Source organism: Caldifermentibacillus hisashii, assembly GCF_039654145.1.
Taxonomy (GTDB): Bacteria; Bacillota; Bacilli; order Bacillales; family Caldibacillaceae; genus Caldifermentibacillus; species Caldifermentibacillus hisashii.
Genome location: NZ_CP155467.1, coordinates 2,488,769 through 2,513,955, shown reverse-complemented (window position 1 = coordinate 2,513,955; position 25,187 = coordinate 2,488,769). Strand labels below are relative to the sequence as shown.

Here is a 25,187-nt window from a genome sequence, read left to right as displayed (position 1 = left end):
ATGGAAAAATGTCAATGTTTGGTAGAACCTATTATTGTGGAGAAATTTCCGAAAAAAATGAAGGGGAAACCGTTGTGTTAAAAGGATGGGTCCAAAAAAGGAGAGACCTCGGCGGACTTATTTTTATTGATTTAAGGGATCGAACCGGCATCGTTCAGGTCGTTTTCAATCCGGATGTTTCAAAAGAAGCTTTGGCCATTGCTGATGGAGTTCGCAGTGAATATGTTCTGGATGTACAAGGAAAAGTTGTTTTACGGGAAAAAGGTACAGAAAATCCAAAGTTAAAAACAGGAAAAATTGAAATTCATTGTGAAAAAGTTTCTGTTTTAAATGAATCGAAAACACCGCCGTTTATGATTGATAACAATGCCGAAATCACGGAGGAAATGCGGTTGAAATATCGCTACTTAGATTTACGTCGTCCGGTGATGTATGAGACATTAAAATTACGGCATAAAACGGTAAGAGCGATTCGTGACTTTTTAGACAGTGAAGCCTTTATAGAAGTGGAAACCCCGATATTGACAAAAAGTACGCCTGAGGGAGCGCGGGACTATCTTGTTCCCAGCCGCGTCCATCCGGGAGAATTTTATGCGTTGCCGCAGAGCCCGCAACTTTTTAAACAGTTGCTGATGGTTGGTGGCTTTGACCGTTATTACCAAGTGGCCCGTTGTTTTCGTGATGAAGATTTACGTGCAGATCGTCAGCCGGAATTTACCCAAATTGATATTGAGACAAGTTTCTTAAGTCAGGAAGATATTATTGACATTGTTGAACGGATGATGAAAAAGGTAATGAAAGATGTAAAAGGTATTGATATTACGATACCGTTTCCGCGCCTTACCTATCAGGAGGCAATGGACCGATTCGGGTCGGATAAACCGGATACTCGTTTTGGCCTTGAACTTGTTGATCTTTCTGAAGCTGTTAAAGATTCCGGTTTCAAAGTTTTTGCCGATACGGTTGCTTCCGGCGGACAAGTGAAAGGAATCAATGTAAAAAAAGCGGCTGACAAGTATTCACGTAAAGATATTGATGGATTAACGGAATTTGTGAAACGTTACGGTGCAAAAGGACTGGCGTGGGTCAAGGTTACCGATCAAGGTTTCAACGGTCCAATCGCGAAATTTTTTGATGAAGCGACCCGAAGTCAATTAACATCAATTTTGGAAGCAGAAACCGGTGACTTATTATTGTTTGTAGCCGATAAACAATCAGTTGTAGCTGACAGCCTTGGTGCCCTTCGCTTGAAATTGGGAAAAGATTTGCAACTGATTGATGAGAAAAAATTTAATTTCCTTTGGGTAACGGACTGGCCGTTATTGGAATATGACGATGAAGATGGTCGCTATTATGCTGCCCACCATCCGTTTACGATGCCGTTCAGGGAAGATATCGAGCTTTTGGATACTGACCCCGGAAAGGTTCGCGCACAAGCCTATGATATTGTATTAAACGGGTATGAGTTGGGCGGCGGTTCACTCCGTATTTTTGAACGGGATATTCAAGAAAAAATGTTTCGCGCTCTTGGCTTTTCCGAAGAGCAGGCCCGAAGTCAATTTGGATTTTTAATGGATGCTTTTGAATATGGGACACCGCCACATGGAGGGATTGCCCTTGGTTTAGACCGCTTTGTTATGATTCTTGCTGAAAGAACAAACTTGCGTGATACCATTGCATTTCCGAAAACAGCCAGTGCAAGTGATCCGTTGACAAACGCACCGAGTGGAGTCAGTCAGGCGCAATTGGATGAGCTTCAACTTTCGGTCATTAACAAAGAGAAAGAGTAAAGGAAGGTATTTCCTGTTCCGCTTGTTTGAAATTTTTAATGGCAGGCAGTCAATGAGGAATACAGGTGGGAGTGGGGTTAGCCAAGGTCTGATTTCGTAATCAACATTGAGTGGGATATGGATTTCCACTGGTTGAAGTTTCACTGTATCCTACACGGACCCTCTTAAAAGATTAGGTAGTATAAGAGGCTAAACCGGAAGATTGGTACAACTTACACATCATACGACGGATTGAAGTTTCACTGAATTTATGTTATTATAAAAACAACGAAGAGAGTCCTGATGTGACCGTAAGTTTGCTAACGTTTTGACCGAACATTTTTGCCTTAGGGAGTCTGAAGTTTCTAAGTGGCGCAAATGCCTCGTAACAGTGGACTTGTAAAGCTTAGAACAGGACACCCACCTGCTGAGAGCGGGTTCAAAACAGGCATCCAAACGACGGCACGATTGGGACATCTCTTTTTGTTTGTTAAAAATGCGAAATTAGAAATGAAATAAATTTTGGACCCACTACCTTTTGATTTTCAAAGGGTATTTCTTTTGCCGATTTAAAGGGATTCCTCCACTTATAGAGGGAAATTTTATATTGAAAAATTGTTTTTAAGCGCCTGTAGTAAAAGATGGGAAAATGTAAAATTACTTCAATGATTCTATTTACAGAGGATGTGGATCAATGTTACATCAGTTTTCAAGGAATGAATTAGCCATTGGAAAAGAAGGTTTAGAAAAGCTGAAAAATACAACCGCCCTTGTTCTCGGGATTGGCGGTGTCGGATCTTTTGCAGCTGAAGCATTAGCGAGAAGCGGTGTTGGCCGGTTAATTTTAATTGATAAAGATGATGTTGATATTACGAATGTGAATCGTCAAATCATTGCCTTGCTGTCAACTATCGGTCGATCGAAAGTAGAATTGATGAAGGAACGGATTGCCGATATCAATCCGGATTGTGAAGTAATTGCACTAAAAATGTTTTACACGGAAGAAACATATGAGGAAATTTTTCATTACGGTATTGATTTTGTTGTCGATGCATCTGACACGATCATTTACAAAGTTCATATTATGAAAGAATGCTTGAAACGAAATATTCCGATTATCTCCAGTATGGGGGCGGCAAATAAAATGGATCCGACCCGCTTCCAAATTGCCGATATTTCGCAAACTCATACCGACCCGATTGCCCGGGCTATTCGCGGCCATTTGAAAAAAGCGGGGATTAAAAAAGGTATTCCGGTTGTTTTTTCTGATGAAAGCCCGATTGTCATTCGTGAAGATGTTCGCCAATATGTTGGGAATGATGAAGCACCGACCCGCAAAGGACAAATGCCTCCTTCATCCAATGCATTTGTCCCATCGGTGGTCGGCTTGATTATGGCAAGTTATGTAGTAAGAAAAATTTTAGAAGGTGTTAAAATCAACCGTGTGAAAGATGAGATGCTAGTTTAAAAGGCTCATAGAAAAATCAGTAGAGAGAGAATTCTTTACTGATTTTTCTATGACAAAAACAAGTGGGATAACTACTAATGCTAGTATGTCAATCATCTGCCGAAATGGTACAATTGTGCAATTGCTAATCGGCATTTTTATCCTTTTCAAGTAATTCTGTAATTTTTTTCAAACTCTTTTCAATTTCTTCTAAATGTTGATTTTCCTTGGAAGAATTGATAAGAATTTTTCGGATAAAAAGAGTGAAGGAAACGATAAGTAAGACGATAAGACCAAAATAAATAAACGCAAAAATTGTTGAAGCAAAATTAACCACGCCCATAGTATATCACCTCCCATTTACTAATTTTAACATACGAATGTATTTTCTGAAATCTTAATAAGAGTGTTCTTTGTCACAAAAATAGGTCTCGTCGCCAAAATATGGAGTTTTTCGGCTCAAAGTGGTGACGAGAACGAGTCTCGTCGTCGAAAAAGAGCGTTTTCTGCTTCAAAATGGTGACGAGAACGGGTCTCGTCGTCAAAAAATGGAGTATTTCGGCTCAAAGTGGTGACGAGAAAGGGTCTCGTCGTCAAAAAATGGAGTTTCACGCCACAAAAAGGTGACGAGAAAGGGGTCTCGTCGCCAAAAAAAGGAGTTTCACGCCACAAAATGGTGACGAAAACAAGTCTCGTCGTCAAAAAAGCCTTCATCCATTTTAGAAACCACTCACAATCTAGACCAAACTGTTCACTTCATCAAATCGTTAATTTTCTCGTATACTTGTGCAAGGGCTGACTCATATTTCCCGGTCTTTTTCGGCTGATAATATTTTTTCCCCGCAATTAAATCAGGTAAATATTGTTGTTTTACCCAGCCGGATTCATAATCATGTGGATATTTATAGTCGATTCCTCGGCCTAGTTTTTTTGCTCCAAGATAATGAGCATCTTTCAAATGGTCTGGAACTTCCCCGCTCCGGCCAATCTCAATATCAGCAATTGCGGCATCAATGGCCATAATGGCTGAATTCGATTTTGGCGATAAACATAGGTCAATGACAGCATTTGCCAGAGGGATTCGCGCTTCCGGAAAACCGATTTTTTCAGCGGTTGTAACGGCGGCAACCGTTCTTGCTGCTGCCTGCGGGTTAGCCAGACCAACATCTTCATAAGCAATAACTAGGAGACGGCGGACGATGCTTGGGAGATCACCAGCAACAATCAATCTACCTAAATAGTGGAGGGCTGCATTGACATCACTGCCACGAATCGATTTTTGAAATCCGGATAAAACGTCATAATGGGCATCGCCATCACGATCGTGGGAAAAGCCTTTTTTCTGGATACACTCCCCGGCAATCTCCACATTAATGTGAATAATGCCGTCATCACTCGGTTCGGTTGAGAGTACAGCCAATTCCAGACCGTTTAGGGCGCTTCTGAGATCCCCGTTTGTGGCATTTGCTAAAAACACAAGAGCGTCATCGGTTACTTCAACCTGAAATTTCCCTAATCCCCGTTCACTGTCTGCCAATGCCCGTTGCAAAACTTCCTTTATATCTTCCGGTTGTAACGGTTTTAATTCGAAAATTTGACAGCGACTGCGAATTGCCGGATTAATGACATGATATGGATTTCCAGTTGTTGCCCCAATTAAAACAATCATCCCGTTTTCCAAATAGGGGAGTAAAAAGTCTTGTTTTGCTTTATCTAAACGATGGACCTCATCTAATAAAAGAATCACTTTGCCGCTCATTTTTGCCTCTTCAACGACAATTTCCATATCTTTTTTATTATTCGTAACGGCGTTCAACATCCGAAAAGCGTAATCCGTACTTCCGGCAATCGCACTGGCAATGGATGTTTTTCCGACACCGGGCGGACCAAACAGAATCATCGAAGACAATTGCCTTGCCTTCACCATCCGATAAATAATTTTTCCTTCCCCGACAAGATGTTTTTGTCCGGCCACTTCTTCTAAAACTCTGGGACGCATGCGATAAGCTAATGGTTGTGTGTTCATATGTCTTCCCCTCATATCTGGTTATACAACTAATCTAACATAAAGATTTTTTCGGGGAAAGATATAAGAAGCTACTCATGCCGCAATAGAAAATTATTTCGGGCAAAAATTTTTGTCCTTTCATTTAATGAGCGATTTTATCACACGTGCCGCCAATGTAGTTAATAAAAGAAAAATATGTTATAATTTCAAAATGGTCATGAATTAAAAAGGGGACGGGAAATGACAAAGGAAGAACGATTTGTCCAATTTTTTATATTTTTTATCGGTATTATCATTATGGCTTTTGGAATAGCCTTAACGATCAAAGCCAACATTGGGGTGGCATCATGGGATGTCTTGCATATCGGTTTGTATAAACAAATGGGTTTAACAATTGGCACTTGGAATATCATCGTTGGTCTCATCATCTTGTCTATTTCCAGTATTATCATGAAAAAATTACCGCAACCCGGGGCTTATATAAACATGTTGTTAGTCGGTATTTTTATCGATTTATTTTTATTGCTTCCTATTCATTCAAATTGGATCAGTATGAAATTATTTATTTTGTTTGTCGGAATTCTCATCTATGCGATCGGAATGGGAATTTATATATCGGCGAGTTTCGGTACAGGACCACGGGATAGTTTGATGATGGCTTTGCATTTAAAAAAAGGATGGAAAATTCAAAACGTCCGCCTCGTCATGGAAGTATCGGTAGTAATCATCGGCTGGATTCTCGGCGGACCTGTCCATATTGGTACAATTATTATCAGTTTACTCATCGGACATGTTTCCGGTGTAACCATACCTTATTTTTATAAAAAGACGAAGAAAATAATGGAAATGATTCGCTTAAAAAATGAGAAAAAGAAGACAATGGTTATTTAATAATTAGCATCAAAAAAGTTTTACGGAAAATTCAACACAAGCAATAGTGTTATATTTATTATGACACTATATTTACGTTGATTTTTTAAAAAAATCGGCTGTTTGGATTTTACCATTTATATAGGAGTGAGTAATTGAATGAAGATTTCAACAAAAGGCCGTTACGGTTTGACAATTATGATTGAGTTAGCGAAAAAATATGGCGAGGGTCCGGTGGCTTTAAAAACAATTGCGAAAGCGAACAATCTGTCGGAACATTATTTGGAGCAAATCGTCTCTCCGTTAAGGAATGCGAGATTAGTAAAGAGTATCCGAGGAGCATATGGAGGGTATACTTTAGCTAATGAACCAACAGAGATTACCGCCGGAGATGTTATCCGTGTTTTAGAAGGTCCTATTCAGCTTGTCGAAGGTATTGAAGATGAAGAACCGGCTAAAAGAGAATTATGGATCCGTATTAGCGATGCGATTAAAAATGTATTAGATAATACAACATTAGATGACTTGGCAAAACATTCCAAAGATGAATCTAGTAAGGAAGGCTATATGTTTTACATTTAAGGTTAGTCGCATGTATATTAAAGAGGTTGAAAATTATTTAAAGTTATTTTAAAAGCGGGTGTAAAGATGGAAAGATATTATGTCGATCATGCTGCTACTTCACCGCTCCATCCTGACGTGATTGAAGTAATGACCGAAACAATGAAAAATACATTTGGAAATCCTTCAAGTATTCATTCGTTTGGACGAGAAGCCAGGAAGATTATTGATGAAGCAAGAGGATCCATTGCCGACTCGATTCATGCTGATTTTCAAGAAATTGTTTTCACGAGCGGCGGTACCGAGGCGGATAATTTGGCATTAATGGGTGTCGCCTTTGCAAACCGGGGAAGGGGAAAGCATATCATCACCAGTCAAATAGAACATCATGCCGTCCTCCATACCTGTGAGGCATTGGAAAAGCAGGGTTTTGAGGTTACTTATCTTCCTGTTGACAGTCAAGGCTTTGTTTCTGTTCAAGATGTAAAAGCGGCATTGCGTGATGATACCATTCTCGTTTCCATTATGTTTGCCAATAATGAAGTCGGGACGGTTCAACCGATCAAAGCGATTGGCGACTTATTAGCCGGTCACCCTGCTTACTTCCATACCGATGCCGTTCAAGCGTATGGACTTTTGCCAATTGATGTACGTGAAATGCGCATCGATTTATTGTCAGTTTCCGCACATAAATTAAACGGTCCAAAAGGGATCGGATTTCTATATGCGAAAACGGGTGTCAGATTCATTCCTGCCCTGTATGGTGGTGAGCAAGAACGGAAACGCCGGGCGGGAACTGAAAATGTGCCTGCGATTGCCGGTTTTAAAAAAGCGGTCGACATCAGTCAGGCGGAACTAGGGGAAAAAACCGCCTTTTATGAACAATTACGGACAAGCTTTCTTGAAACATTACAAACATCAGGCATTGATTTTAAAATAAACGGGGCAGAAGAAAATCGCCTGCCTCATATTGTTAACATCAGCTTTCCGGGTACAAATGTTGAACAAATGCTTGTCAATCTTGACTTGGAAGGTATTGCAGCATCGAGCGGATCGGCGTGTACAGCCGGATCATTGGAACCAAGTCATGTGTTAAGTGCAATGTATGGGCATCAGGCAGATGAATTAACCAATTCAATCCGATTCAGCTTCGGTTATGGAATAACATTAGGGCAAACAATTACGATTGCCGAAAAAACAGTGAAGGTTGTTAAACGGCTAACCGGAAAATAGAAAGTGATTTGGTGGTGAATAACTTGAAAAAACCCGAAGATACACGCGTCGTTGTCGGGATGAGCGGCGGTGTCGATTCGTCGGTAGCCGCTTATCTTTTGAAACAACAAGGCTACGATGTGATTGGTGTGTTTATGAAAAACTGGGATGATACCGATGAATTTGGTGTTTGTACGGCAACGGAAGATTATGAAGATGTGATTCGTGTTTGTAATCAAATCGGTATTCCTTATTATGCTGTCAATTTTGAAAAGGAATATTGGGATAAAGTGTTTACCTATTTCCTGGATGAATATAAAGCCGGTCGGACACCGAATCCGGATGTCATGTGTAATAAGGAAATTAAATTTAAGGCATTTCTTGAACATGCGTTGAAATTAGGTGCTGATTACTTGGCAACCGGTCACTATGCCCAAGTGAAAATTATTGACGGTGAATACAAAATGTTGCGCGGCAAAGATGTCAACAAGGATCAAACGTATTTCTTGAATCAACTATCACAAGAACAAATTTCCAAAGTGATGTTTCCAATCGGTCACATGGATAAAAAACGGGTTCGGGAAATTGCTAAAGAAGCCGGACTTGCGACAGCAACGAAAAAAGACAGTACCGGGATTTGTTTTATCGGTGAACGGAACTTCAAAGAATTTTTAAGTAAATACTTACCGGCTCAACCGGGCAGAATGGAAACTTTGACCGGTGAAATAAAAGGTTTTCATGAAGGCCTCATGTATTATACGATCGGTCAGAGACACGGGCTCGGTATCGGCGGTTCCGGTGATCCGTGGTTTGTTGTTGGTAAAGACTTGGAACGAAATGTCCTGTTGGTTGGTCAAGGCTATGATAATGATGCGTTATATTCGGATGCAATCATTGCGACCAATGTAAGTTGGGTCTCTGACAAAGAAAAACCTGCTCAATTTTCATGTACGGCCAAGTTCCGCTACCGCCAACCGGATCATGGTGTTACGGTTACACTTTTAGGGAATAACACAGCAAGAGTTGAATTTGATGAACCGATACGTGCGGTCACACCGGGGCAAGCCGTTGTCTTCTATAACGGTGAAGAATGCCTTGGTGGAGGTACCATCGATCAAATATTCAAAGACAATGAACGATTAAAGTATGTGGGGTAAAAATCGGAGGATCAGCTGAAATGTTATGCTGGTCCTCTGTCCTTTTTATAATAAATTCTATATAATTATTTTTGGATAGTCCCTTTTGTTTGTTTTATATAATTTGTCAATGAAACCTTTTTCGTCATCATCTTGGGGAGAAACGAAGGAAATCCTTAATTTGTCGACAAGACCCGATCTTGAAAAAAATCTTTGACAAAACGTCGATAGGCTCTATGCTCGTTTCTTATAAAAATGCTTATAGTACCATTTTTCAACATATCTTTGGAGGGGGAAATCGGAAATGCAACAAGAAGAACGTTATATTAAGGGCAGACCGATCGTCACCATTTTTCACAATGAACAAAATTTATATACCGTTCTTCGGATTCGTGTCGATGAATCAAATGAGGCTGGTGTGAACAAAGATGCGGTTGTCACCGGCTATTTCCCCCGTCTGTATGAAGAGGAAACTTATATTTTTTACGGAAAGTTTACGGATCATCCAAAATATGGTCCACAATTTCAAGTTGACCATTTTCGAAAAGATCTGCCAAAGACAAAACAAGGTGTTGTTCAATATTTATCAAGTGAACTTTTTAAAGGAATTGGAAAGAAAACGGCTGAAAATATTGTGGACGTTCTGGGTGAAAATGCTATCGAACGCATCATGAAACAGCCGTCTTTATTGGACACGGTACCGAAATTGGCTGCTGATAAAGCAAAATTGTTACATGAAAAATTAATAGAGTATCAAGGGTTAGAAAATATTATGGTCGGGTTGAATCAATACGGGTTCGGTCCGCAGCTGTCTATGCGAATCTATCAAACATATAAAGAGCATACACTGGAAATCGTCGAAAATAACCCGTATAAACTTGTGGAAGATATTGAAGGAATTGGCTTTGGTCGGGCAGATGAATTAGGCTTTAAACTCGGCATGAAAGGAAATCATCCGGATCGGGTTAAGGCCGGTTGTTTATACACATTAGAAACAGATTGTATTCAAGAAGGTCATTGTTATTTGGAAAAGAAAACTTTCATTCCGACTGTTAAAAAGTTGCTGGAATCTAACCAGCCGGTGGAAATTTTTCCGGAAGAAATTGAGCATGAACTTTTGAAACTGGAGGAAGAAGGAAAGATCGTCATCGATGAGGAACGTGTATTTCTACCTTCCATTTTTTATTCGGAAAAAGGTTTGGTAACGAATATAAAAAGAATCTTGGCTCAAAAAGAATTTGAAGACGGCTTTCCGGAATCAGAATTTCTACTTGCATTAGGTAGTTTAGAGGAACGGCTTGGTATTCAATATGCTCCATCACAAAGGGAAGCAATTCAAACCGCACTCTCCAGTCCAATGTTAATTTTAACCGGCGGACCGGGAACGGGAAAAACGACGGTAATTAAAGGAATCGTTGAACTGTATGGAGAATTGCACGGTTGCAGTTTGGATCCAAAAGACTATAAAAAGGATGAAGTGTTTCCGTTTGTGTTGGCTGCTCCAACCGGTCGGGCCGCAAAACGGATGGCGGAATCAACCGGTTTACCGGCAGTAACGATTCATCGATTACTCGGATGGAATGGAACAGAAACCTTTGATTATAACGAAGATAATCCGATTGAAGGGAAGATTGTTATCATTGATGAGATGTCGATGGTTGACATTTGGCTTGCCCATCATTTATTTAAAGCTTTGCCTGCGCATGTGCAAGTAATTTTGGTCGGTGATGAAGATCAATTACCTTCCGTTGGCCCGGGGCAAGTTTTGAAAGATTTATTAGCCTCAGAACGAATTCCGACCGTTCGTTTGACGGATATTTATCGACAAGAAAGCGGCTCATCCATTATTCAGCTTGCTCATGCCATAAAAAACGGGACGATACCGGAAGATTTAAGAAACCAACAAAAGGATCGTTCATTCATTTCTTGCCGTACGACACAAGTTGCTGATGTCGTAAAGCAGGTCGTCGGACATGCAATCAATAAAGGTTATACACCTAAAGATATTCAAGTTTTGGCACCGATGTATCGGGGGCCGGCCGGAATTGATGAGCTGAATATACTTCTCCAAGAAATATTGAATGGAACGAACAAGGAAAAGCGAAGGGAATTAAACTTTGGCGACCATACTTACCGGGTTGGCGATAAAGTTTTGCAATTAATCAATCAACCGGATAAAAATATTTTTAACGGTGATATCGGTGAAATTGTAGCTATCTTTTATGCAAAAGAGACAGAGGAAAAAGTTGATCAACTGGTCGTTTCGTTTGACGGTAATGAGGTTACTTACCCGAGACAGGATTTACATCAAATTACCCTTGCCTATTGCTGCAGTATTCACAAATCGCAAGGGAGCGAATTTCCGATTGTCATTCTACCGATTGTCAGAGGCTATCACCGGATGTTACGGAGAAATCTTATTTATACGGCCATCACGCGGAGTAAAGAAAAATTAATTTTATGCGGGGAAGAGGATGCCTTTCGAACCGCCGTTTATCGTACGGATGATAATATGAGGAACACGACGTTAAAGAAACGATTATTGCAAGAAATAAACGGAAATCACACTCCGGATATCGGGGTAGTGAAAGAAGATATGTCTTATGAAGAACGATTAATGAATACGGATCCGATGGTTGGCATGGAGAATATTAGCCCGTATGATTTCATGATTGAAGATAGAGCGGAATATTTAAGTTGACCTGATATCCAGAGAGAAAGTTTTGTAAAAATGATTATTTTCCCAACAATTTGGGCAGAATGGTATCAAATAATATTTATAAATTTGATTTGAGGTGGAAAAGTGGAACTAATTTGCCCAAATTGTCACAGTAAAGATATTGGGAAGATCGGGATCAATCAATATTATTGCTGGAACTGTTTTATTGAGCTATCGGTTTCAAATGGGATGATTCACACACATCAGGTGGAAGAAGACGGATCCCTTTCCTCCCTGGATGATTTATTCCCGGAAGAAGAACGTCGCTATCATGCATAATATCGCTCCATCCTCTCAAACTATAACGAGGGGGGAGTGTTGTCGATGGATATTAAAGTGAAGTGGTATTACCGATTAGGATTTTTATTATTACTATTTGTTGTTCTTTATGTGTTTATCAGACTTTCACCGATGTGGAAACCGGTTATTCAGATTTTTTTGAAGGTACTGTTACCTTTTCTGATTGCCGGATTTATCGCTTACTTATTATATCCGCTTGTGGAGAAACTCCATCAAAACGGGTTACAGAGATGGCTTTCCGTCTTATTAATCTATATTTTATTTTTTGGGGGAGTCGGTTTTGCCATCTATAAAGGAATACCTGTCTTTATTAAACAATTAAAGGATCTTTCCGAAAACATCCCCGGTTTCATACACCAGTATGAAATGTGGGGAGATTTTATTGAAAGAAAAACAAAAACTTGGCCGCTCGGAATTCACGAACAAATTGATGTCGGTTATCAAGCGATTGAGGAAGGACTTAAGCGGCTGATTGAACGAATTTTAAAGTTTTTTATATGGTTAGTGGACAATTTTTTTCTGTTAATCCTGGTTCCATTTATTGCATTTTATATTTTAAAAGATATTGATTACTTAAAAAAAACATTTTGGTCCTTTGTGCCTAAAAAATGGCGGGAACAAACGAGAGATTTTCTTTTCAACGTCGAGCAATCGCTTGGAAATTATATCCGCGGGCAACTGACTGTCTGTGCCTTAGTTGGCATTATATCGATGATCTTTTTCTGGCTGATCAAAATAGATTACCCGCTTTTACTTGGCTCGATCATTGGGATTACGAATGTGATTCCGTATTTTGGTCCGATTATCGGTGTCGTTCCAGCCGCAATTATTGCATCTCAAACATCCGTAAAAATGATTATTTTTGTTGTTTTGTTTGTCTTTTTCCTTCAGTTTCTTGAGGGAAATATTTTATCACCTTACATAGTCGGGAAATCTTTACAGATGCATCCTTTATTAATTATATTTTCCATCTTAATTGGTGGTGAAATCGGCGGGGTACTGGGACTTATCATGGCGGTTCCGTTAATTGCGGTCATTAAAACTACTATTTTGCAAGCTTTGGATCAGTTTAAAAGGCGGGATTATGGTTAATTTTTTTCGCTTAATTTCCGGATACAATCATTTTCGATAATTGACAAGGAGACGGTCAAATACTAGAATAAAAAATATGACTGGAGATTTAAAAATATCAACACATTGACGGAGCGAGTATGTATCAATGAGTCTAAAAAAGAGAGAAATTTCCGTGGCTGAAAGAAATTTCCAGACAGTTGTTACAGAAGGCTACTCCCGAGTGCAGCTAATCCCTGCCGTTACTTCGCGTTAAGAAGGCTAAAGTGATGAGAGTGATTAAGACTTTCATAACTAGGGTGGTACCACGGAACAGACTCTTCGTCCCTAATTTTAGGGGAGGAGTTTTTTTATTGGAACAAAATGGAAATAAATAAATTAGGGAGGAATTCGCTTGAAAAAATTGACAAGTGCTGAAATTCGTCGTATGTATCTTGAGTTTTTTCAGGAAAAAGGACATAAGATTGAACCGAGTGCATCGCTCATCCCGCATGATGATCCGTCATTACTTTGGATTAACAGCGGTGTTGCCACATTAAAAAAATATTTTGACGGCCGGGTAAAGCCGGATAACCCGCGGATTACGAATGCCCAAAAATCGATTCGGACCAATGATATTGAAAACGTCGGGAAAACAGCACGCCACCATACTTTTTTTGAAATGCTCGGTAATTTCTCAATCGGTGATTATTTTAAAGAAGAAGCCATTATTTGGGCATGGGAATTTTTAACAAGCCCGAAATGGATTGGCTTTGAGCCGGAAAAATTATCCGTAACAATACATCCCGAAGATGAGGAAGCGTACAAAATTTGGCATGAAAAAGTCGGGATACCGGAAGAGAGAATTATTCGGTTAGAAGGCAATTTCTGGGATATCGGTGAAGGACCAAGTGGCCCAAATTCGGAAATTTTCTATGACCGCGGACCGGAATTTGGCAATGATGATAATGATCCGGAATTATATCCGGGTGGAGAAAATGACCGGTATTTAGAAGTTTGGAACTTAGTCTTTTCTCAATTTAATCATAATCCCGACGGTTCATATACGCCACTGCCGAAGAAAAACATTGATACCGGGATGGGGCTGGAACGAATGGCCTCTGTTATTCAAAATACAAAGACAAACTTTGAAACAGATCTGTTCATTCCTATTATCAAAAAGACGGAAGAAATATCCGGTGTGAAATATGGTGAAAATGAAGAATTTGATGTGGCTTTTAAAGTGATTGCTGATCATATTCGTACCGTTACTTTTGCTGTTGGTGATGGGGCATTGCCGTCTAATGAAGGTCGAGGCTATGTGTTAAGGAGACTTTTGAGACGTGCCGTTCGTTATGCAAAACAAATTCAAATCGAACGCCCGTTTATGTTCGAATTAGTTCCGGTTGTCGGGAAAATTATGGAAGACTATTATCCGGAAGTGAAAAACAAGGCGGAATTCATTGGAAAAGTGATCAAAAATGAAGAAGAACGATTCCATGAAACATTAAATGAAGGAATCGCAATTTTAACCGATATCATTGAAAAAGCAAAAAGTACCGGTAAGAAAACAATAGCTGGGGTCGATGTTTTCCGCCTTTATGACACGTATGGATTTCCGGTTGAGCTAACGGAAGAATACGCACAAGATGCCGGGCTTGCAATCGATCATCACGGTTTTGAAAAAGAAATGGAATTACAAAGGGAACGGGCCCGAAAAGCACGGCAAGAAACAGGTTCGATGCAAGTTCAAGGCGGTGACTTGGGAGAATTCACTGTTTCCAGCACATTTGTTGGATATGATACACTTGAAACGAATGCAAAAATTATCGGTATATTTAAAGATGGAAAACTCATTTCTTCGGCCAATCAAGGGGAAGAAATTCAGCTTATCTTGGACCAAACGCCTTTTTATGCGGAAAGCGGCGGGCAAATTGCGGACCGTGGTACGATTACGGCTGAAGGTCTCGTAATAGAAGTCCTTGATGTCCAAAAAGCGCCAAACCGGCAAAACCTTCACCGGGCTGTTGTCAAGCAGGGGCTAGCAGAAACCGGCCAAACGGTCTTTGCCAAAATTGACAGCAAAAATCGTTTGCAAATTACGAAAAACCATTCAGCAACCCATCTTTTACATCGAGCTTTGAAGGATGTCCTTGGTGAGCATGTCAATCAGGCGGGCTCGCTTGTTGAACCGGATCGGCTCCGTTTTGACTTTTCTCATTTCGGACAAGTAACCGAAGAAGAGTTGAGCAAAATTGAAAAAATTGTCAATGAAAAAATTTGGGAAAGCTTACCGGTAGAAATTATGGAAAAACCGCTCGCCGAAGCTAAAGCAATGGGTGCGATGGCATTGTTTGGTGAAAAGTACGGCGAAATCGTCCGTGTGGTCAAAATGGGTGAATACTCCATCGAGCTTTGCGGCGGATGCCATGTTCCGAACACTTCCGCCATCGGTCTATTTAAACTTGTTACCGAAACCGGAATTGGAGCCGGGACCAGACGGATTGAAGCAGTAACGGGTGAAAAAGCTTACCAATATATGTCAGATCAAATTCAAATATTAAATGATGCCGCACATAAATTAAAGGCGAACGTGAAAGATGTTCCGGAAAAAATTGCGGCCTTGCAAAAAGAATTACGAGAAGCCCATAAAGAAATTGAATCATTAACTGCCAAATTAGGCAATATAGAAGCAAAAAGCTTAATAAATAAAGTAAAAGAAGTAAATGGCATTCAGTTGCTGGTCAGTCGCGTCGAAATTAATGAATCCAATCAATTGCGAACTATGTTGGATGAGTTAAAGCAAAAAATCAAGTCCGGTGTCATTGTTCTTGGTGCAGTATTGGATGGAAAGGTACAACTGATTGCGGGGGTAACGAAAGACCTAACCGGAACTTATCACGCCGGTAAATTAATCAAAGAAGTTGCCGGTATTTGTGGCGGTGGCGGCGGTGGTCGTCCGGACATGGCCCAAGCCGGTGGAAAAGATCCAAATCGTTTATCTGAAGCACTTCAATATGTAGAAGAATGGATAAAGAATACTTGATGATCGGTACGTTTAGAAAAAATCGGAACGCATCGTAAATCGAAGAACATGCACGATTTCGGTTGTTGCGTATTTCGATGAAGCTCCCGGTGCAATGAAGAGATGGGAAAGTATAAGTTGAAAATTATACTTTCCTTCTGCAAAAAAGATTTCATTAATTAGACAAGTAGTGTAAAATAAAGACAAATAACCGCAACCTGAGTTTGATCGGAGGTGCATGACCATGAGTTCACTTGATCGGACGATGCAATTTCATTTTCCGGAAGAACCAATCAATCAAGAAGTACAAAAAGTTCTTCAGGAAGTTTTTCTAGCATTGGAGGAAAAGGGATATAATCCTATTAATCAAATCGTTGGCTATTTATTATCAGGTGATCCTGCTTATATTCCCCGTCATAAAGATGCAAGGAATATTATTCGAAAGCTGGAGCGGGATGAGATTATTGAAGAATTGGTAAAGTTTTATATTCAAGAGCATCGTGAGGAAAAATAATGCGAATTTTAGGACTGGATGTTGGCTCAAAAACGATTGGGGTGGCGGTTAGCGATGAACTGGGCTGGACTGCCCAAGGACTGAAAACCATCCAAATTCAGGAAGACGAGCAAAAATCCGGAATACCGGAACTTGAAGAAATCATTCGAGAATACGGAATAGAAAAGATAATTGTCGGCTTACCCAAAAATATGAATGGAACAATCGGCCCACGTGGTGAAATTAGTTTGCAATTTGCCAAACTGTTAAAAAACAGGTTTAGTTTACCCGTGGAGTTATGGGATGAACGATTAACGACCATGGCTGCAGAACGAATTTTGTTGACAGCCGATGTAAGCAGGAAAAAACGTAAAAAGGTAATTGATAAAATGGCGGCCAGTCTCATTTTACAAAGTTATTTAGATAGTTTAGGAAGCCATTGAAATTTATACATGAAAGCCCTTTAAACGAAGGGGTAAGGAGGAAAATAATGGAACACGGTGAAAACCATATTATGATTATTGATGAAGATGGTAATGAAGAACTATGTGAAATATTGTTTACTTTCGAATCTGAAGAATTTGGTAAGGCGTATGTTTTATACTACCCGATAGGAGCAGAAGAAGACGATGAGGGAGAAATTGAAATTCATGCCTCAAGCTTTCTTCCCGGAAAAGAACAAGGAGATTTATTACCTATCGAATCCGAAGCGGAATGGGATTTAATTGAGGAAATGCTTGAAACTTTTTTAGGTGAAGATGAAGAGTAAAATATAAAGCTTTTACATGTCCCAAAACAGCGGATCATTTAATTTAGATGGTGGTTCCTGTTTTTGGGACATTCTTTTTTAAAATGAATTTTGCTGACAAAATTAAAAGTTATAGTATAATAATTCAAGATGAGAAAAAATTTTCGAGTATATTCTACATTATTTGCACTCTCACAAGGAGGGTTTGGATGGATAACAATAAGGACAAGGAAAAAATCATGGAGATCGTTAACAAAGAGAAATATAAAGAAGCAAAAACAGTGAGAAAAATAGTTTTTATTACAACGGCAATCATCTTTTTATTATTAGCCGGTATTTTAACCGGTGGCTATCTGTATATTCACTCTGCATTAAAGCCGGTTGATCCCGACAGTAAACAAGAAGTTCAAGTGGAAATTCCAATGGGTTCCGGAACATCAGCCATTGCGTCAATTTTAGAGAAAAACCGGGTTATTAAGGATGCACTGGTTTTCAAATATTATGTAAAATTTAAGAATGAAACCGATTTTCAAGCCGGCACATACTTACTTTCACCGTCAATGACGATGAATGAAATTATTACAAGTTTAAAAACCGGCAGTGTATATAAAAAGGCCGCCTTATCCATTCCTGTTCCGGAAGGGTTAAGATTGACAGAAATCGCTGGGATTATCGCCAAAAAGACTGATTACAGTACGGAAGAAATCGTAAATACAGTAAATAGTCCGGAGTTTATCAAAAAAGCGATGGAAACTTATCCTGAGCTTATAACGGAAGATGTTTTAAATGAAAACATTAAATTCCCACTGGAAGGTTATTTGTTTCCGGCTACATATAGCTTTGAGGAGAAGAAGCCGCCGCTTGAAGAGATCCTTCTGGCGATGATTAAAAAAACAAATGATGTCGTTGAAAAGTATCGAATTGATCTTGAAAGTAAAGGAATCACTGTCCATCAATTATTAACATTGGCATCCCTGGTAGAGGAAGAAGCAACAAATGAGGCAGATAGAAAAACAATTGCCAGCGTGTTCTATAATCGTATGGAAACCGGTATGCCTCTGCAAACAGATCCGACTGTCATTTATGCAATCGGGGAACATCGTGATCGGCTTACCTTTAAGGATTATTATGAAGTAGTGGATCCTTACAACACCTATTTAAATAGCGGCTATCCGCCGGGACCGATTGCCGGTAGCGGTGAAATGTCAATCGAAGCTGCTTTATATCCGGCTAGCTCGGATTACTATTACTTTTTAGCAACGCCTAAAGGTGAAGTACTGTTTTCAAAGACATTAGAAGAACATAATGAAAAATATGCTCAATATATTCAGTCGAATCAATCGAATAAATAATTGTTTTAAGATTTTCTCGCTTTTTCTATATGTTTATGGTACAATGTAAGCCGTATATTTATAAAGTCTGTTTTTGTTTATCTTTGTTGCTAAAAAACTTTAATTAAGCCAAAGTGTCATTCATAAAGGGTCTATCCGGCGAGCGTTTTCCCTTTATAATGACTTTTTTTCATGTATGAATCGATAACGGCAATTCTTAAGGAGAAACATCGATGATTGATGGAAAACTGTTGAGTTATTTATATAAACAAATACCGGAACGAAAGCCTTTCTTTAAAGAGATGGAACAATACGCGCGGAGGCATGCGGTCCCAATCATGGATCTGTATAGTATGGAAACAGTTCTCGTACTTCTTAACATGTTTCGGCCGAAGAAAATTTTGGAGATTGGTACCGCAATCGGCTATTCTGCATTACGGATGGCTGATGCCACCGGAGCGAAAATCGTTACGATTGAACGCGACGATGACCGTTATGAAATGGCAAAAGCCAATATCGCTCTTGAAAATAAAGAGGAACAAATTACCCTTATCAAAGGAGACGCTTTTGAAGTTTTTCATAAGGTGAGTGCGGTTGCTCCTTTTGATTGCCTGTTTATCGACGCGGCAAAAGGCCAGTATCAAAAATTTTTTGAAACGTATACGCCGCTTTTAACTGATCGTTCTCTTGTCATCACTGATAACGTCCTGTTTAAAGGGTATGTTATTGGGAATGAAGGAGAAAATAAACGCTTACATAAACTGGGGGAAAAAATCGACCGTTACAATAATTGGCTCATCCATCACCCGGATTATCAGACGGTTATCTTACCTGTTGGCGATGGAATAGCCATTAGTGTTAAGAAAAGTGCATCATGAGCTAAATTTTTCAGTACATTTTTTGTTCTCCTAAAAATAACCTGACTACGGAGGTGGAAGAGTTGCCTGTACCCGAACTTTTAGTCACACCGACCAACATAAATGATATTCTTCCATTGATTGAAGCCGGTGCAGACGCTTTTGTCATTGGTGAAATGCGTTACGGTTTGCGACTGGCCGGTGAATTTAACAAGGCGGATATAAAAAATGCGGTTGAAATTGCTCATAATCATAAGCGAAAAGTATATGTCGCAATGAATGCGATTTTTCATAATGAAAAAGTGGAAGAGCTCGATTCCTATCTTCAATTTTTGCAAGAAATCGCTGTAGATGCGGTGATTTTCGGCGATCCGGCTGTACTGATGGCTGCGAAACAATCTGCACCAAACATAAGGCTTCATTGGAGTACTGAAACGTTAGGAACGAATTGGTATACATGTAATTATTGGGGACGAAAAGGCGCAAAACGTGCGGTTTTAGCCCGGGAATTGAGCATGGATGAAATTTTGGAAATAAAAGAAAATGCCGAAGTGGAAATAGAGATTCTCGTACATGGAATGAGTTGTATGTTCCAATCCAAACGTCCTTTAATCGACAATTATTTCCAATTTCAAGGGAAACAGATGGAAGTTCGACAATCCGGACAAGGTTATCTGTTTTTATATGATCCGGAAAGAGACAATAAGTATCCGGTTTTTGAGGATGAAAACGGGACACATATTATGAGTGCCAACGATATTTGCATTATTGATGAAATGCAAGAGTTAGTCGATGGCGGCATTGATTCCTTTAAAATAGACGGTATCTTTCAATCACCGCAATATATCATTGAGGTAACGAAATTGTATCGGAAAGCGATTGATCTTTGTGTTCATGACTCCTATCAATATGAAGAAGAAAAAGATCAACTGTTGGAAAAAATTATTGCCATGCAGCCGCAAAATCGCGGTCTCGATACAGGCTTTTTCTTTAAAGAAACAGTTTATTAAAGGAGGGGAAATATGGTTCAACTCGTCGATAAAATTTCAGAAATACGTAATGGCAAAAGAGTTATCGTAAAGAAACCGGAACTACTTGCTCCGGCTGGTAATTTGGAGAAATTGAAGATCGCTGTTATGTACGGTGCGGATGCTGTATTTATTGGCGGTCAAGAATATAGTCTTCGCTCAAACGCAGATAATTTTACCTTAGAGGAAATAAAAGAAGGCGTATCATTTGCAAAAAAATATAATGCCAAAGTGTATGTTACAACGAATATTATTGCCCATAACGAAAATATCCCCGGCCTGGAAAATTACTTGCGCGGATTGGAAGACGCCGGTGTTAGTGGTATTATTGTTGCAGATCCTTTGATTATTGAAACAGCTAAAAAGGTCGCCCCCGGATTGGAACGTCATTTAAGCACGCAACAATCTTTATCCAATTGGAGAGCAGCCCAATATTGGAAAGAAGAAGGTTTAGAACGGGTTGTGCTGGCGCGGGAGACAACTGCTGCAGAAATTAAGGAAATTAAGGAAAAAGTGGATATTGAGGTTGAAATTTTTGTTCATGGTGCCCTTTGCATTGCTTACTCCGGACGCTGTGTATTAAGCAATCATATGACAGCCCGGGATTCCAATCGTGGCGGTTGTTGTCAAAGTTGCCGCTGGAATTACGATTTATACCGGCAAGAAGCTGGACAAGCAATTCCGCTATTTTCCGATAATGATTTCCCATTCGCCATGAGTTCAAAGGATTTGAATTTACTGAAATATGTTCCGCAGTTAATTGAAATGGGCATAGACAGCTTTAAAATTGAGGGGCGGATGAAATCTATTCACTATGTGGCAACAGTCGTAAGTGTCTATCGGAAAGTAATTGATGCCTATTGTGCTGACCCGGATCACTTTGAATTTAAAGACGAATGGTTGCAAGAATTAGCGAAATGCGCAAATCGTGATACGGATTACGGGTTTTATAAAGGATTACCCGGTTATCAACAACAATTATTTAATGAATCAAGACAAAAACCGTCACATGATTTTGCCGGAATGGTGTTAGACTATGACGAAGAAACAAAAATGGTCACCGTACAGCAACGGAACTTTTTCAAGATTGGTGATCAAGTGGAATTTTTCGGACCAAATATTGATAACTTCACGATGACTGTGAAAAATTTATATGATGAAGAAGGAAATATGCTTGATGCGGCAAGGCATCCTCTACAAATCGTTCGTTTTCAAGTTGATCAGCCTGTACATCGTTACAACCTAATGCGGAAGGAGAACGTACATGCAGTCTAAACCTATCGTAATAGGAATCGCAGGTGGTTCTGGATCGGGAAAGACAAGTGTAACAAGGGCCATTGTCAAACGGTTTGGTGAAGATTCAATCGCATTAATTGAGCAAGATGCGTATTATAAAGATCAGAGCGATAAACCGTTTCAAGAACGTTTACACACGAATTATGACCATCCGCTTGCGTTTGATACGGATTATTTAATTGAACATATATCGCAATTATTACAATATAAATCAATTGAAAAACCGGTTTACGATTATACAATTCATACCCGTTCCCAAGAAACCATCCATGTTGAACCGAAAAGAGTCATTATTATTGAGGGAATTCTTGTTTTGGAAGATGAACGATTGCGGCAATTAATGGATATTAAATTATTTGTTGATACAGATCCGGATATCCGAATTATCCGGAGGCTGTTGCGTGATACAAAAGAACGAGGGCGAACGGTCGATTCAGTCATTAATCAATACTTATCAATGGTCAGGCCCATGCATAACCAATTTGTTGAACCGACAAAAAGATATGCGGATATTATTATTCCGGAGGGCGGACAAAATAAGGTAGCGATCGATTTAATGGTGACTAAAATTCAAACAATTCTTGAACAAAAATCTTTTTTATGAAACAATAGGTGTTAAATTATTTGATAAACGTTTTTCTCTCCAGTAATTGGAATATATATATTAGAAAATAGGTCGATAAAAAGATAAGGAGTGACACAAATGGCACAAGAAAAACAATACCCAATGACGAAAGAAGGAAAGGAGAAAATCGAGCAAGAACTTGAATATTTAAAAACGGTTAAGCGGAAAGAAGTGGTCGAAAGAATTAAAATTGCAAGAGATTTTGGAGATCTATCTGAAAACTCCGAATATGATTCTGCGAAAGATGAGCAAGCGTTTGTTGAAGGACGGATTGCCTTGCTTGAAACGATGATTCGTAATGCTGTCATTATCGAGGGTGATGAGGCTAACAGCGATACAGTGACACTTGGAAAATCAGTTACTTTTATTGAGTTGCCTGATGGAGAAGAAGAAACATATACGATTGTCGGAAGTGCGGAAGCCGATCCGTTTGAAGGGAGAATTTCCAATGACTCACCGATTGCAAAAAGCCTTATCGGCAAAAAAATCGGTGATGAAGTAACCGTACAAACTCCCGGTGGAGAAATGTACGTCAAAATTGTTGCTGTGAAATAATTGTTGTCTAGACTTGCCAGAGCCGTCCCATCTTTATACTCTCCATGTTTCTCCGTGATACATTCGGATTTCATGGAGATAAACAGATGGTAACGGCTCTTTTTATACGTTAGACTCAAAATATCGGTGAACGGCTTTTCAACAAGTTTATTAGCTTTAAATCGGTAGCTACGAAAGCAGTCCCATCCTTTTCTTATGATGAAACCCCGGTTAAATTATGCCTCTTACGTCAACAATGGTAAGGGGTGATTTTCAGTGATTCACAAGCGGTTTATCATAATAGGAACGATTTTTCTCATTTGTTTATCGGTCCTTCTCGGCAGACTGTCACAAATTCAGTTGTTTGAAACAAAAAGTTTTACAGATCGTAATATAAATTTAATCGAGGAAAGTGTAAAACAACGTTCACAGGAAATGGTGATTGATAACGGACGCGGAAAATTTTACGATCGTAACATGGTCCCTTTAACTTATGAAGCTGTTCCATCATTAATTCTGTTTCCGTTTTTAAAAAAAATGGAGTGGGATGTAGAAAAAGTGGCAAGTATCATTGGTGTTCGGGAAAATGAGATTTTACAAGCCCTTGAAGCGGCAGAAGAACCAATCGTCTTTGGTAAACCTGAACCAATCGTTTTAACCGAAACCCAGATGAAGGCAATTAATCAGCTGAAAATTCCGGGCGTATTTGCAGTGAAAAAACAGTATGATCGAAAAATACCACCGGCTGCACAACTGATCGGCCTCGTAGGACAAAATGAAAAGCAAATCAGTCTTCGTTATCCGGAGAAAAACATACCTAAAAATACAAATATCGGAATTTCCGGTCTGCAAAAAAGTTTTGATGAGTTTTTATTACAGGAGGAAAACACGAAACTGATTTATCATGTGGATGGTCACGGGGGGCCTCTCTTCGGTATTGATGTCAAATATACGGACCCTTCAAACCCGTTTTATCCGGTTAATGTTCAAACAACCATTGACGGCGAAATTCAAAAAAAGGCAGAAGAAATAGCCGAACGACATAAATTGAAAAAGGGTGGCTTGATCCTTCTTGATATCGATACGAATTCCATTATTGCTTCCGTATCTCGTCCGGAAATGAACGAATCAAATCCCTATGAAAATGATGGAGCGAAAAATTATATGCTGACAGCGCAAATCCCCGGTTCGGTATTTAAAACAGTTATTGCTGCAGCTGCCATTGACGCTCAATTAGTACCGCAAAACCGGACATTTGATTGCAGTCGAACAATTCATGGTGAGATCGATCAACAATTTCAGCACGGAATGATTGATTTTACAAAAAGTTTTGCTGTCAGTTGTAATAACACTTTTGCAACTTTAGCAAAGGAATTAAATGAGATTGACAAGAATATGATTGAAACATATGCAAAAAAATTGGGCCTGACTGAAGAAGTCGGCTGGCAAGGTGATGTTTATCATTTTGACGATTTTAAACAATTGACAGATGAAGAAAAAGGACAAATATTTTTATCTGATGCGGAACGGAAAGACAGTAAACTGGTTGCTCAAACCGGGATTGGTCAACAAAATGTTCGAATTACTCCGTTGCAAGCTGCCAATATGATGGCTACGATTGCCAGGGGAGGAGAAAAGAAAATGGTACGCGCCGTTTCTTCAATCCGTTATAAAAACGGAACTACCCTGTATCAGTTTCCCGAAAAAAAATTGAAGGGTGATACCTTGGCGCCGTATACTATAAGTAAACTCCAGCAATTATTACGTGAAGTTGTTGTCGATGAAGAAGGAACCGGAAGATATTTAAAAAATTTGCCATATGAAGTAGCCGGTAAGTCAGGGACAGCTCAAACATATCGGTATAATGAAAATGGTCAGGAATATGTAAACAAATGGTTTGTCGGCTATTTTCCCTTTGATCAACCCAAATATGCTTTGGCGGTTGTTTATTTGGATGCTTTATCAACAGATGGTTCCGTAACACCGATCTTTCAAGATATGGTAACTTATTTGTCCCAGCTTAACGGGCAGTAGACCCTTTCCTCAAAATTTTCGAGTAAAAAGAAGATAGGTGGTGGATGAACTGCCCGCATAATTCAACTAAGGAGCTGTCCAGACAGTAAAAATAGGTTGATTGAAGTGAAGGTGCCCGCGGGAAGCGTCCGCCACCGAAACTAT

General features: G+C 39.5%; 22 protein-coding genes, 1 other RNA gene and 1 other annotated feature. Of the genes, 21 read left to right on the top strand and 2 right to left on the bottom strand.

What is annotated here, in order from left to right:
* Positions 1–14: 14 nt before the first annotated feature.
* From aspS to NSQ14_RS12170, 3 genes are all read left to right on the top strand, one after another.
* Positions 15–1,790, top strand: coding sequence for an aspartate--tRNA ligase (aspS, locus tag NSQ14_RS12180; RefSeq protein WP_034771400.1), 1,776 nt, complete (start codon positions 15–17; stop codon positions 1,788–1,790).
* Between the two features lie 273 nt (positions 1,791–2,063).
* Positions 2,064–2,248, top strand: a non-coding RNA gene (ssrS, locus tag NSQ14_RS12175) — 6S RNA.
* Positions 2,249–2,463: 215 nt separating this feature from the next.
* Positions 2,464–3,237, top strand: coding sequence for a tRNA threonylcarbamoyladenosine dehydratase (locus NSQ14_RS12170; RefSeq protein ID WP_034771310.1), 774 nt, complete (start codon positions 2,464–2,466; stop codon positions 3,235–3,237).
* Positions 3,238–3,361: 124 nt separating this feature from the next.
* Here NSQ14_RS12170 and NSQ14_RS12165 read toward each other — a convergent pair whose 3' ends face one another.
* Both NSQ14_RS12165 and NSQ14_RS12160 read right to left on the bottom strand, forming a co-directional pair.
* Positions 3,362–3,559 carry a DUF4083 domain-containing protein gene (locus NSQ14_RS12165; protein WP_346216397.1) on the bottom strand — a complete coding sequence of 66 codons (198 nt, stop codon included), beginning with the start codon at positions 3,557–3,559 and terminating at the stop codon, positions 3,362–3,364.
* 408 nt (positions 3,560–3,967) lie between these two features.
* On the bottom strand, positions 3,968–5,242 hold the full coding sequence (locus tag NSQ14_RS12160) for a replication-associated recombination protein A (RefSeq protein WP_346216396.1): 1,275 nt from the start codon (positions 5,240–5,242) through the stop codon (positions 3,968–3,970).
* A gap of 222 nt (positions 5,243–5,464) precedes the next feature.
* Between NSQ14_RS12160 and NSQ14_RS12155 the strand changes: the two genes are divergently transcribed.
* From NSQ14_RS12155 to NSQ14_RS12070, 18 genes are all read left to right on the top strand, one after another.
* Complete coding sequence (locus NSQ14_RS12155) at positions 5,465–6,115, top strand: YczE/YyaS/YitT family protein (protein ID WP_108898335.1); 651 nt, start codon at positions 5,465–5,467, stop codon at positions 6,113–6,115.
* A gap of 138 nt (positions 6,116–6,253) precedes the next feature.
* Positions 6,254–6,676: a cysteine metabolism transcriptional regulator CymR gene (gene cymR / locus NSQ14_RS12150; RefSeq protein ID WP_034771297.1), complete on the top strand. Its 423-nt coding sequence runs from the start codon at positions 6,254–6,256 to the stop codon at positions 6,674–6,676.
* A gap of 66 nt (positions 6,677–6,742) precedes the next feature.
* Positions 6,743–7,888, top strand: a complete 1,146-nt coding sequence (locus tag NSQ14_RS12145; protein WP_341288202.1) for a cysteine desulfurase family protein — start codon at positions 6,743–6,745, stop codon at positions 7,886–7,888.
* Between the two features lie 11 nt (positions 7,889–7,899).
* Positions 7,900–9,024: a tRNA 2-thiouridine(34) synthase MnmA gene (mnmA, locus tag NSQ14_RS12140; RefSeq protein ID WP_269147496.1), complete on the top strand. Its 1,125-nt coding sequence runs from the start codon at positions 7,900–7,902 to the stop codon at positions 9,022–9,024.
* A 283-nt stretch (positions 9,025–9,307) separates the two neighbouring features.
* Complete coding sequence (gene recD2, locus NSQ14_RS12135) at positions 9,308–11,704, top strand: SF1B family DNA helicase RecD2 (RefSeq protein ID WP_034771286.1); 2,397 nt, start codon at positions 9,308–9,310, stop codon at positions 11,702–11,704.
* A gap of 102 nt (positions 11,705–11,806) precedes the next feature.
* Positions 11,807–12,001, top strand: a complete 195-nt coding sequence (locus NSQ14_RS12130) for a hypothetical protein (RefSeq protein ID WP_034771285.1) — start codon at positions 11,807–11,809, stop codon at positions 11,999–12,001.
* Between the two features lie 45 nt (positions 12,002–12,046).
* Positions 12,047–13,114 carry an AI-2E family transporter gene (locus NSQ14_RS12125; protein WP_034771282.1) on the top strand — a complete coding sequence of 356 codons (1,068 nt, stop codon included), beginning with the start codon at positions 12,047–12,049 and terminating at the stop codon, positions 13,112–13,114.
* 96 nt (positions 13,115–13,210) lie between these two features.
* Positions 13,211–13,425 (top strand) — a binding site (T-box leader).
* 62 nt (positions 13,426–13,487) lie between these two features.
* Complete coding sequence (alaS, locus tag NSQ14_RS12120) at positions 13,488–16,118, top strand: alanine--tRNA ligase (RefSeq protein WP_216407749.1); 2,631 nt, start codon at positions 13,488–13,490, stop codon at positions 16,116–16,118.
* A gap of 223 nt (positions 16,119–16,341) precedes the next feature.
* On the top strand, positions 16,342–16,611 hold the full coding sequence (locus tag NSQ14_RS12115) for an IreB family regulatory phosphoprotein (protein WP_034771279.1): 270 nt from the start codon (positions 16,342–16,344) through the stop codon (positions 16,609–16,611).
* The gene (gene ruvX, locus NSQ14_RS12110) at positions 16,611–17,033 is read left to right on the top strand and encodes a Holliday junction resolvase RuvX (protein ID WP_034771278.1); all 423 of its coding nucleotides are present in this window, start codon (positions 16,611–16,613) and stop codon (positions 17,031–17,033) included. The genes NSQ14_RS12115 and ruvX overlap by 1 nt, the downstream gene beginning before the upstream one ends.
* 47 nt (positions 17,034–17,080) lie before the next feature.
* Entirely contained in the window at positions 17,081–17,359 is a 279-nt protein-coding gene (locus tag NSQ14_RS12105) for a DUF1292 domain-containing protein (protein WP_034771277.1), read from the top strand.
* A gap of 188 nt (positions 17,360–17,547) precedes the next feature.
* A complete protein-coding gene (mltG, locus tag NSQ14_RS12100) occupies positions 17,548–18,690 on the top strand; it encodes an endolytic transglycosylase MltG (protein WP_052514572.1) in 1,143 nt (380 codons plus the stop codon).
* Between the two features lie 212 nt (positions 18,691–18,902).
* A complete protein-coding gene (locus NSQ14_RS12095; protein WP_034771245.1) occupies positions 18,903–19,547 on the top strand; it encodes an O-methyltransferase in 645 nt (214 codons plus the stop codon).
* Between the two features lie 62 nt (positions 19,548–19,609).
* Entirely contained in the window at positions 19,610–20,536 is a 927-nt protein-coding gene (locus NSQ14_RS12090) for a peptidase U32 family protein (RefSeq protein ID WP_346216395.1), read from the top strand.
* A gap of 12 nt (positions 20,537–20,548) precedes the next feature.
* Positions 20,549–21,829, top strand: coding sequence for a peptidase U32 family protein (locus NSQ14_RS12085; RefSeq protein WP_041846224.1), 1,281 nt, complete (start codon positions 20,549–20,551; stop codon positions 21,827–21,829).
* Positions 21,819–22,454, top strand: coding sequence for a uridine kinase (gene udk, locus NSQ14_RS12080; protein ID WP_041847519.1), 636 nt, complete (start codon positions 21,819–21,821; stop codon positions 22,452–22,454). The genes NSQ14_RS12085 and udk overlap by 11 nt, the downstream gene beginning before the upstream one ends.
* Before the next feature lie 99 nt (positions 22,455–22,553).
* Positions 22,554–23,030, top strand: coding sequence for a transcription elongation factor GreA (greA, locus tag NSQ14_RS12075; protein ID WP_041846225.1), 477 nt, complete (start codon positions 22,554–22,556; stop codon positions 23,028–23,030).
* A gap of 255 nt (positions 23,031–23,285) precedes the next feature.
* The gene (locus tag NSQ14_RS12070) at positions 23,286–25,043 is read left to right on the top strand and encodes a peptidoglycan D,D-transpeptidase FtsI family protein (protein WP_095141281.1); all 1,758 of its coding nucleotides are present in this window, start codon (positions 23,286–23,288) and stop codon (positions 25,041–25,043) included.
* The last annotated feature ends 144 nt before the right edge of the window (positions 25,044–25,187 follow it).

Coding starts and splice junctions, on each gene's coding strand:
- aspS (WP_034771400.1), top strand. CDS start 15: ATGTTTGGTAGAACCTATTATTGTGGAGAAATTTCCGAAAAAAATGAA.
- NSQ14_RS12170 (WP_034771310.1), top strand. CDS start 2,464: ATGTTACATCAGTTTTCAAGGAATGAATTAGCCATTGGAAAAGAAGGT.
- NSQ14_RS12165 (WP_346216397.1), bottom strand. CDS start 3,559: ATGGGCGTGGTTAATTTTGCTTCAACAATTTTTGCGTTTATTTATTTT.
- NSQ14_RS12160 (WP_346216396.1), bottom strand. CDS start 5,242: ATGAACACACAACCATTAGCTTATCGCATGCGTCCCAGAGTTTTAGAA.
- NSQ14_RS12155 (WP_108898335.1), top strand. CDS start 5,465: ATGACAAAGGAAGAACGATTTGTCCAATTTTTTATATTTTTTATCGGT.
- cymR (WP_034771297.1), top strand. CDS start 6,254: ATGAAGATTTCAACAAAAGGCCGTTACGGTTTGACAATTATGATTGAG.
- NSQ14_RS12145 (WP_341288202.1), top strand. CDS start 6,743: ATGGAAAGATATTATGTCGATCATGCTGCTACTTCACCGCTCCATCCT.
- recD2 (WP_034771286.1), top strand. CDS start 9,308: ATGCAACAAGAAGAACGTTATATTAAGGGCAGACCGATCGTCACCATT.
- NSQ14_RS12125 (WP_034771282.1), top strand. CDS start 12,047: ATGGATATTAAAGTGAAGTGGTATTACCGATTAGGATTTTTATTATTA.
- NSQ14_RS12115 (WP_034771279.1), top strand. CDS start 16,342: ATGAGTTCACTTGATCGGACGATGCAATTTCATTTTCCGGAAGAACCA.
- ruvX (WP_034771278.1), top strand. CDS start 16,611: ATGCGAATTTTAGGACTGGATGTTGGCTCAAAAACGATTGGGGTGGCG.
- NSQ14_RS12105 (WP_034771277.1), top strand. CDS start 17,081: ATGGAACACGGTGAAAACCATATTATGATTATTGATGAAGATGGTAAT.
- mltG (WP_052514572.1), top strand. CDS start 17,548: ATGGATAACAATAAGGACAAGGAAAAAATCATGGAGATCGTTAACAAA.
- NSQ14_RS12095 (WP_034771245.1), top strand. CDS start 18,903: ATGATTGATGGAAAACTGTTGAGTTATTTATATAAACAAATACCGGAA.
- NSQ14_RS12085 (WP_041846224.1), top strand. CDS start 20,549: ATGGTTCAACTCGTCGATAAAATTTCAGAAATACGTAATGGCAAAAGA.
- udk (WP_041847519.1), top strand. CDS start 21,819: ATGCAGTCTAAACCTATCGTAATAGGAATCGCAGGTGGTTCTGGATCG.
- greA (WP_041846225.1), top strand. CDS start 22,554: ATGGCACAAGAAAAACAATACCCAATGACGAAAGAAGGAAAGGAGAAA.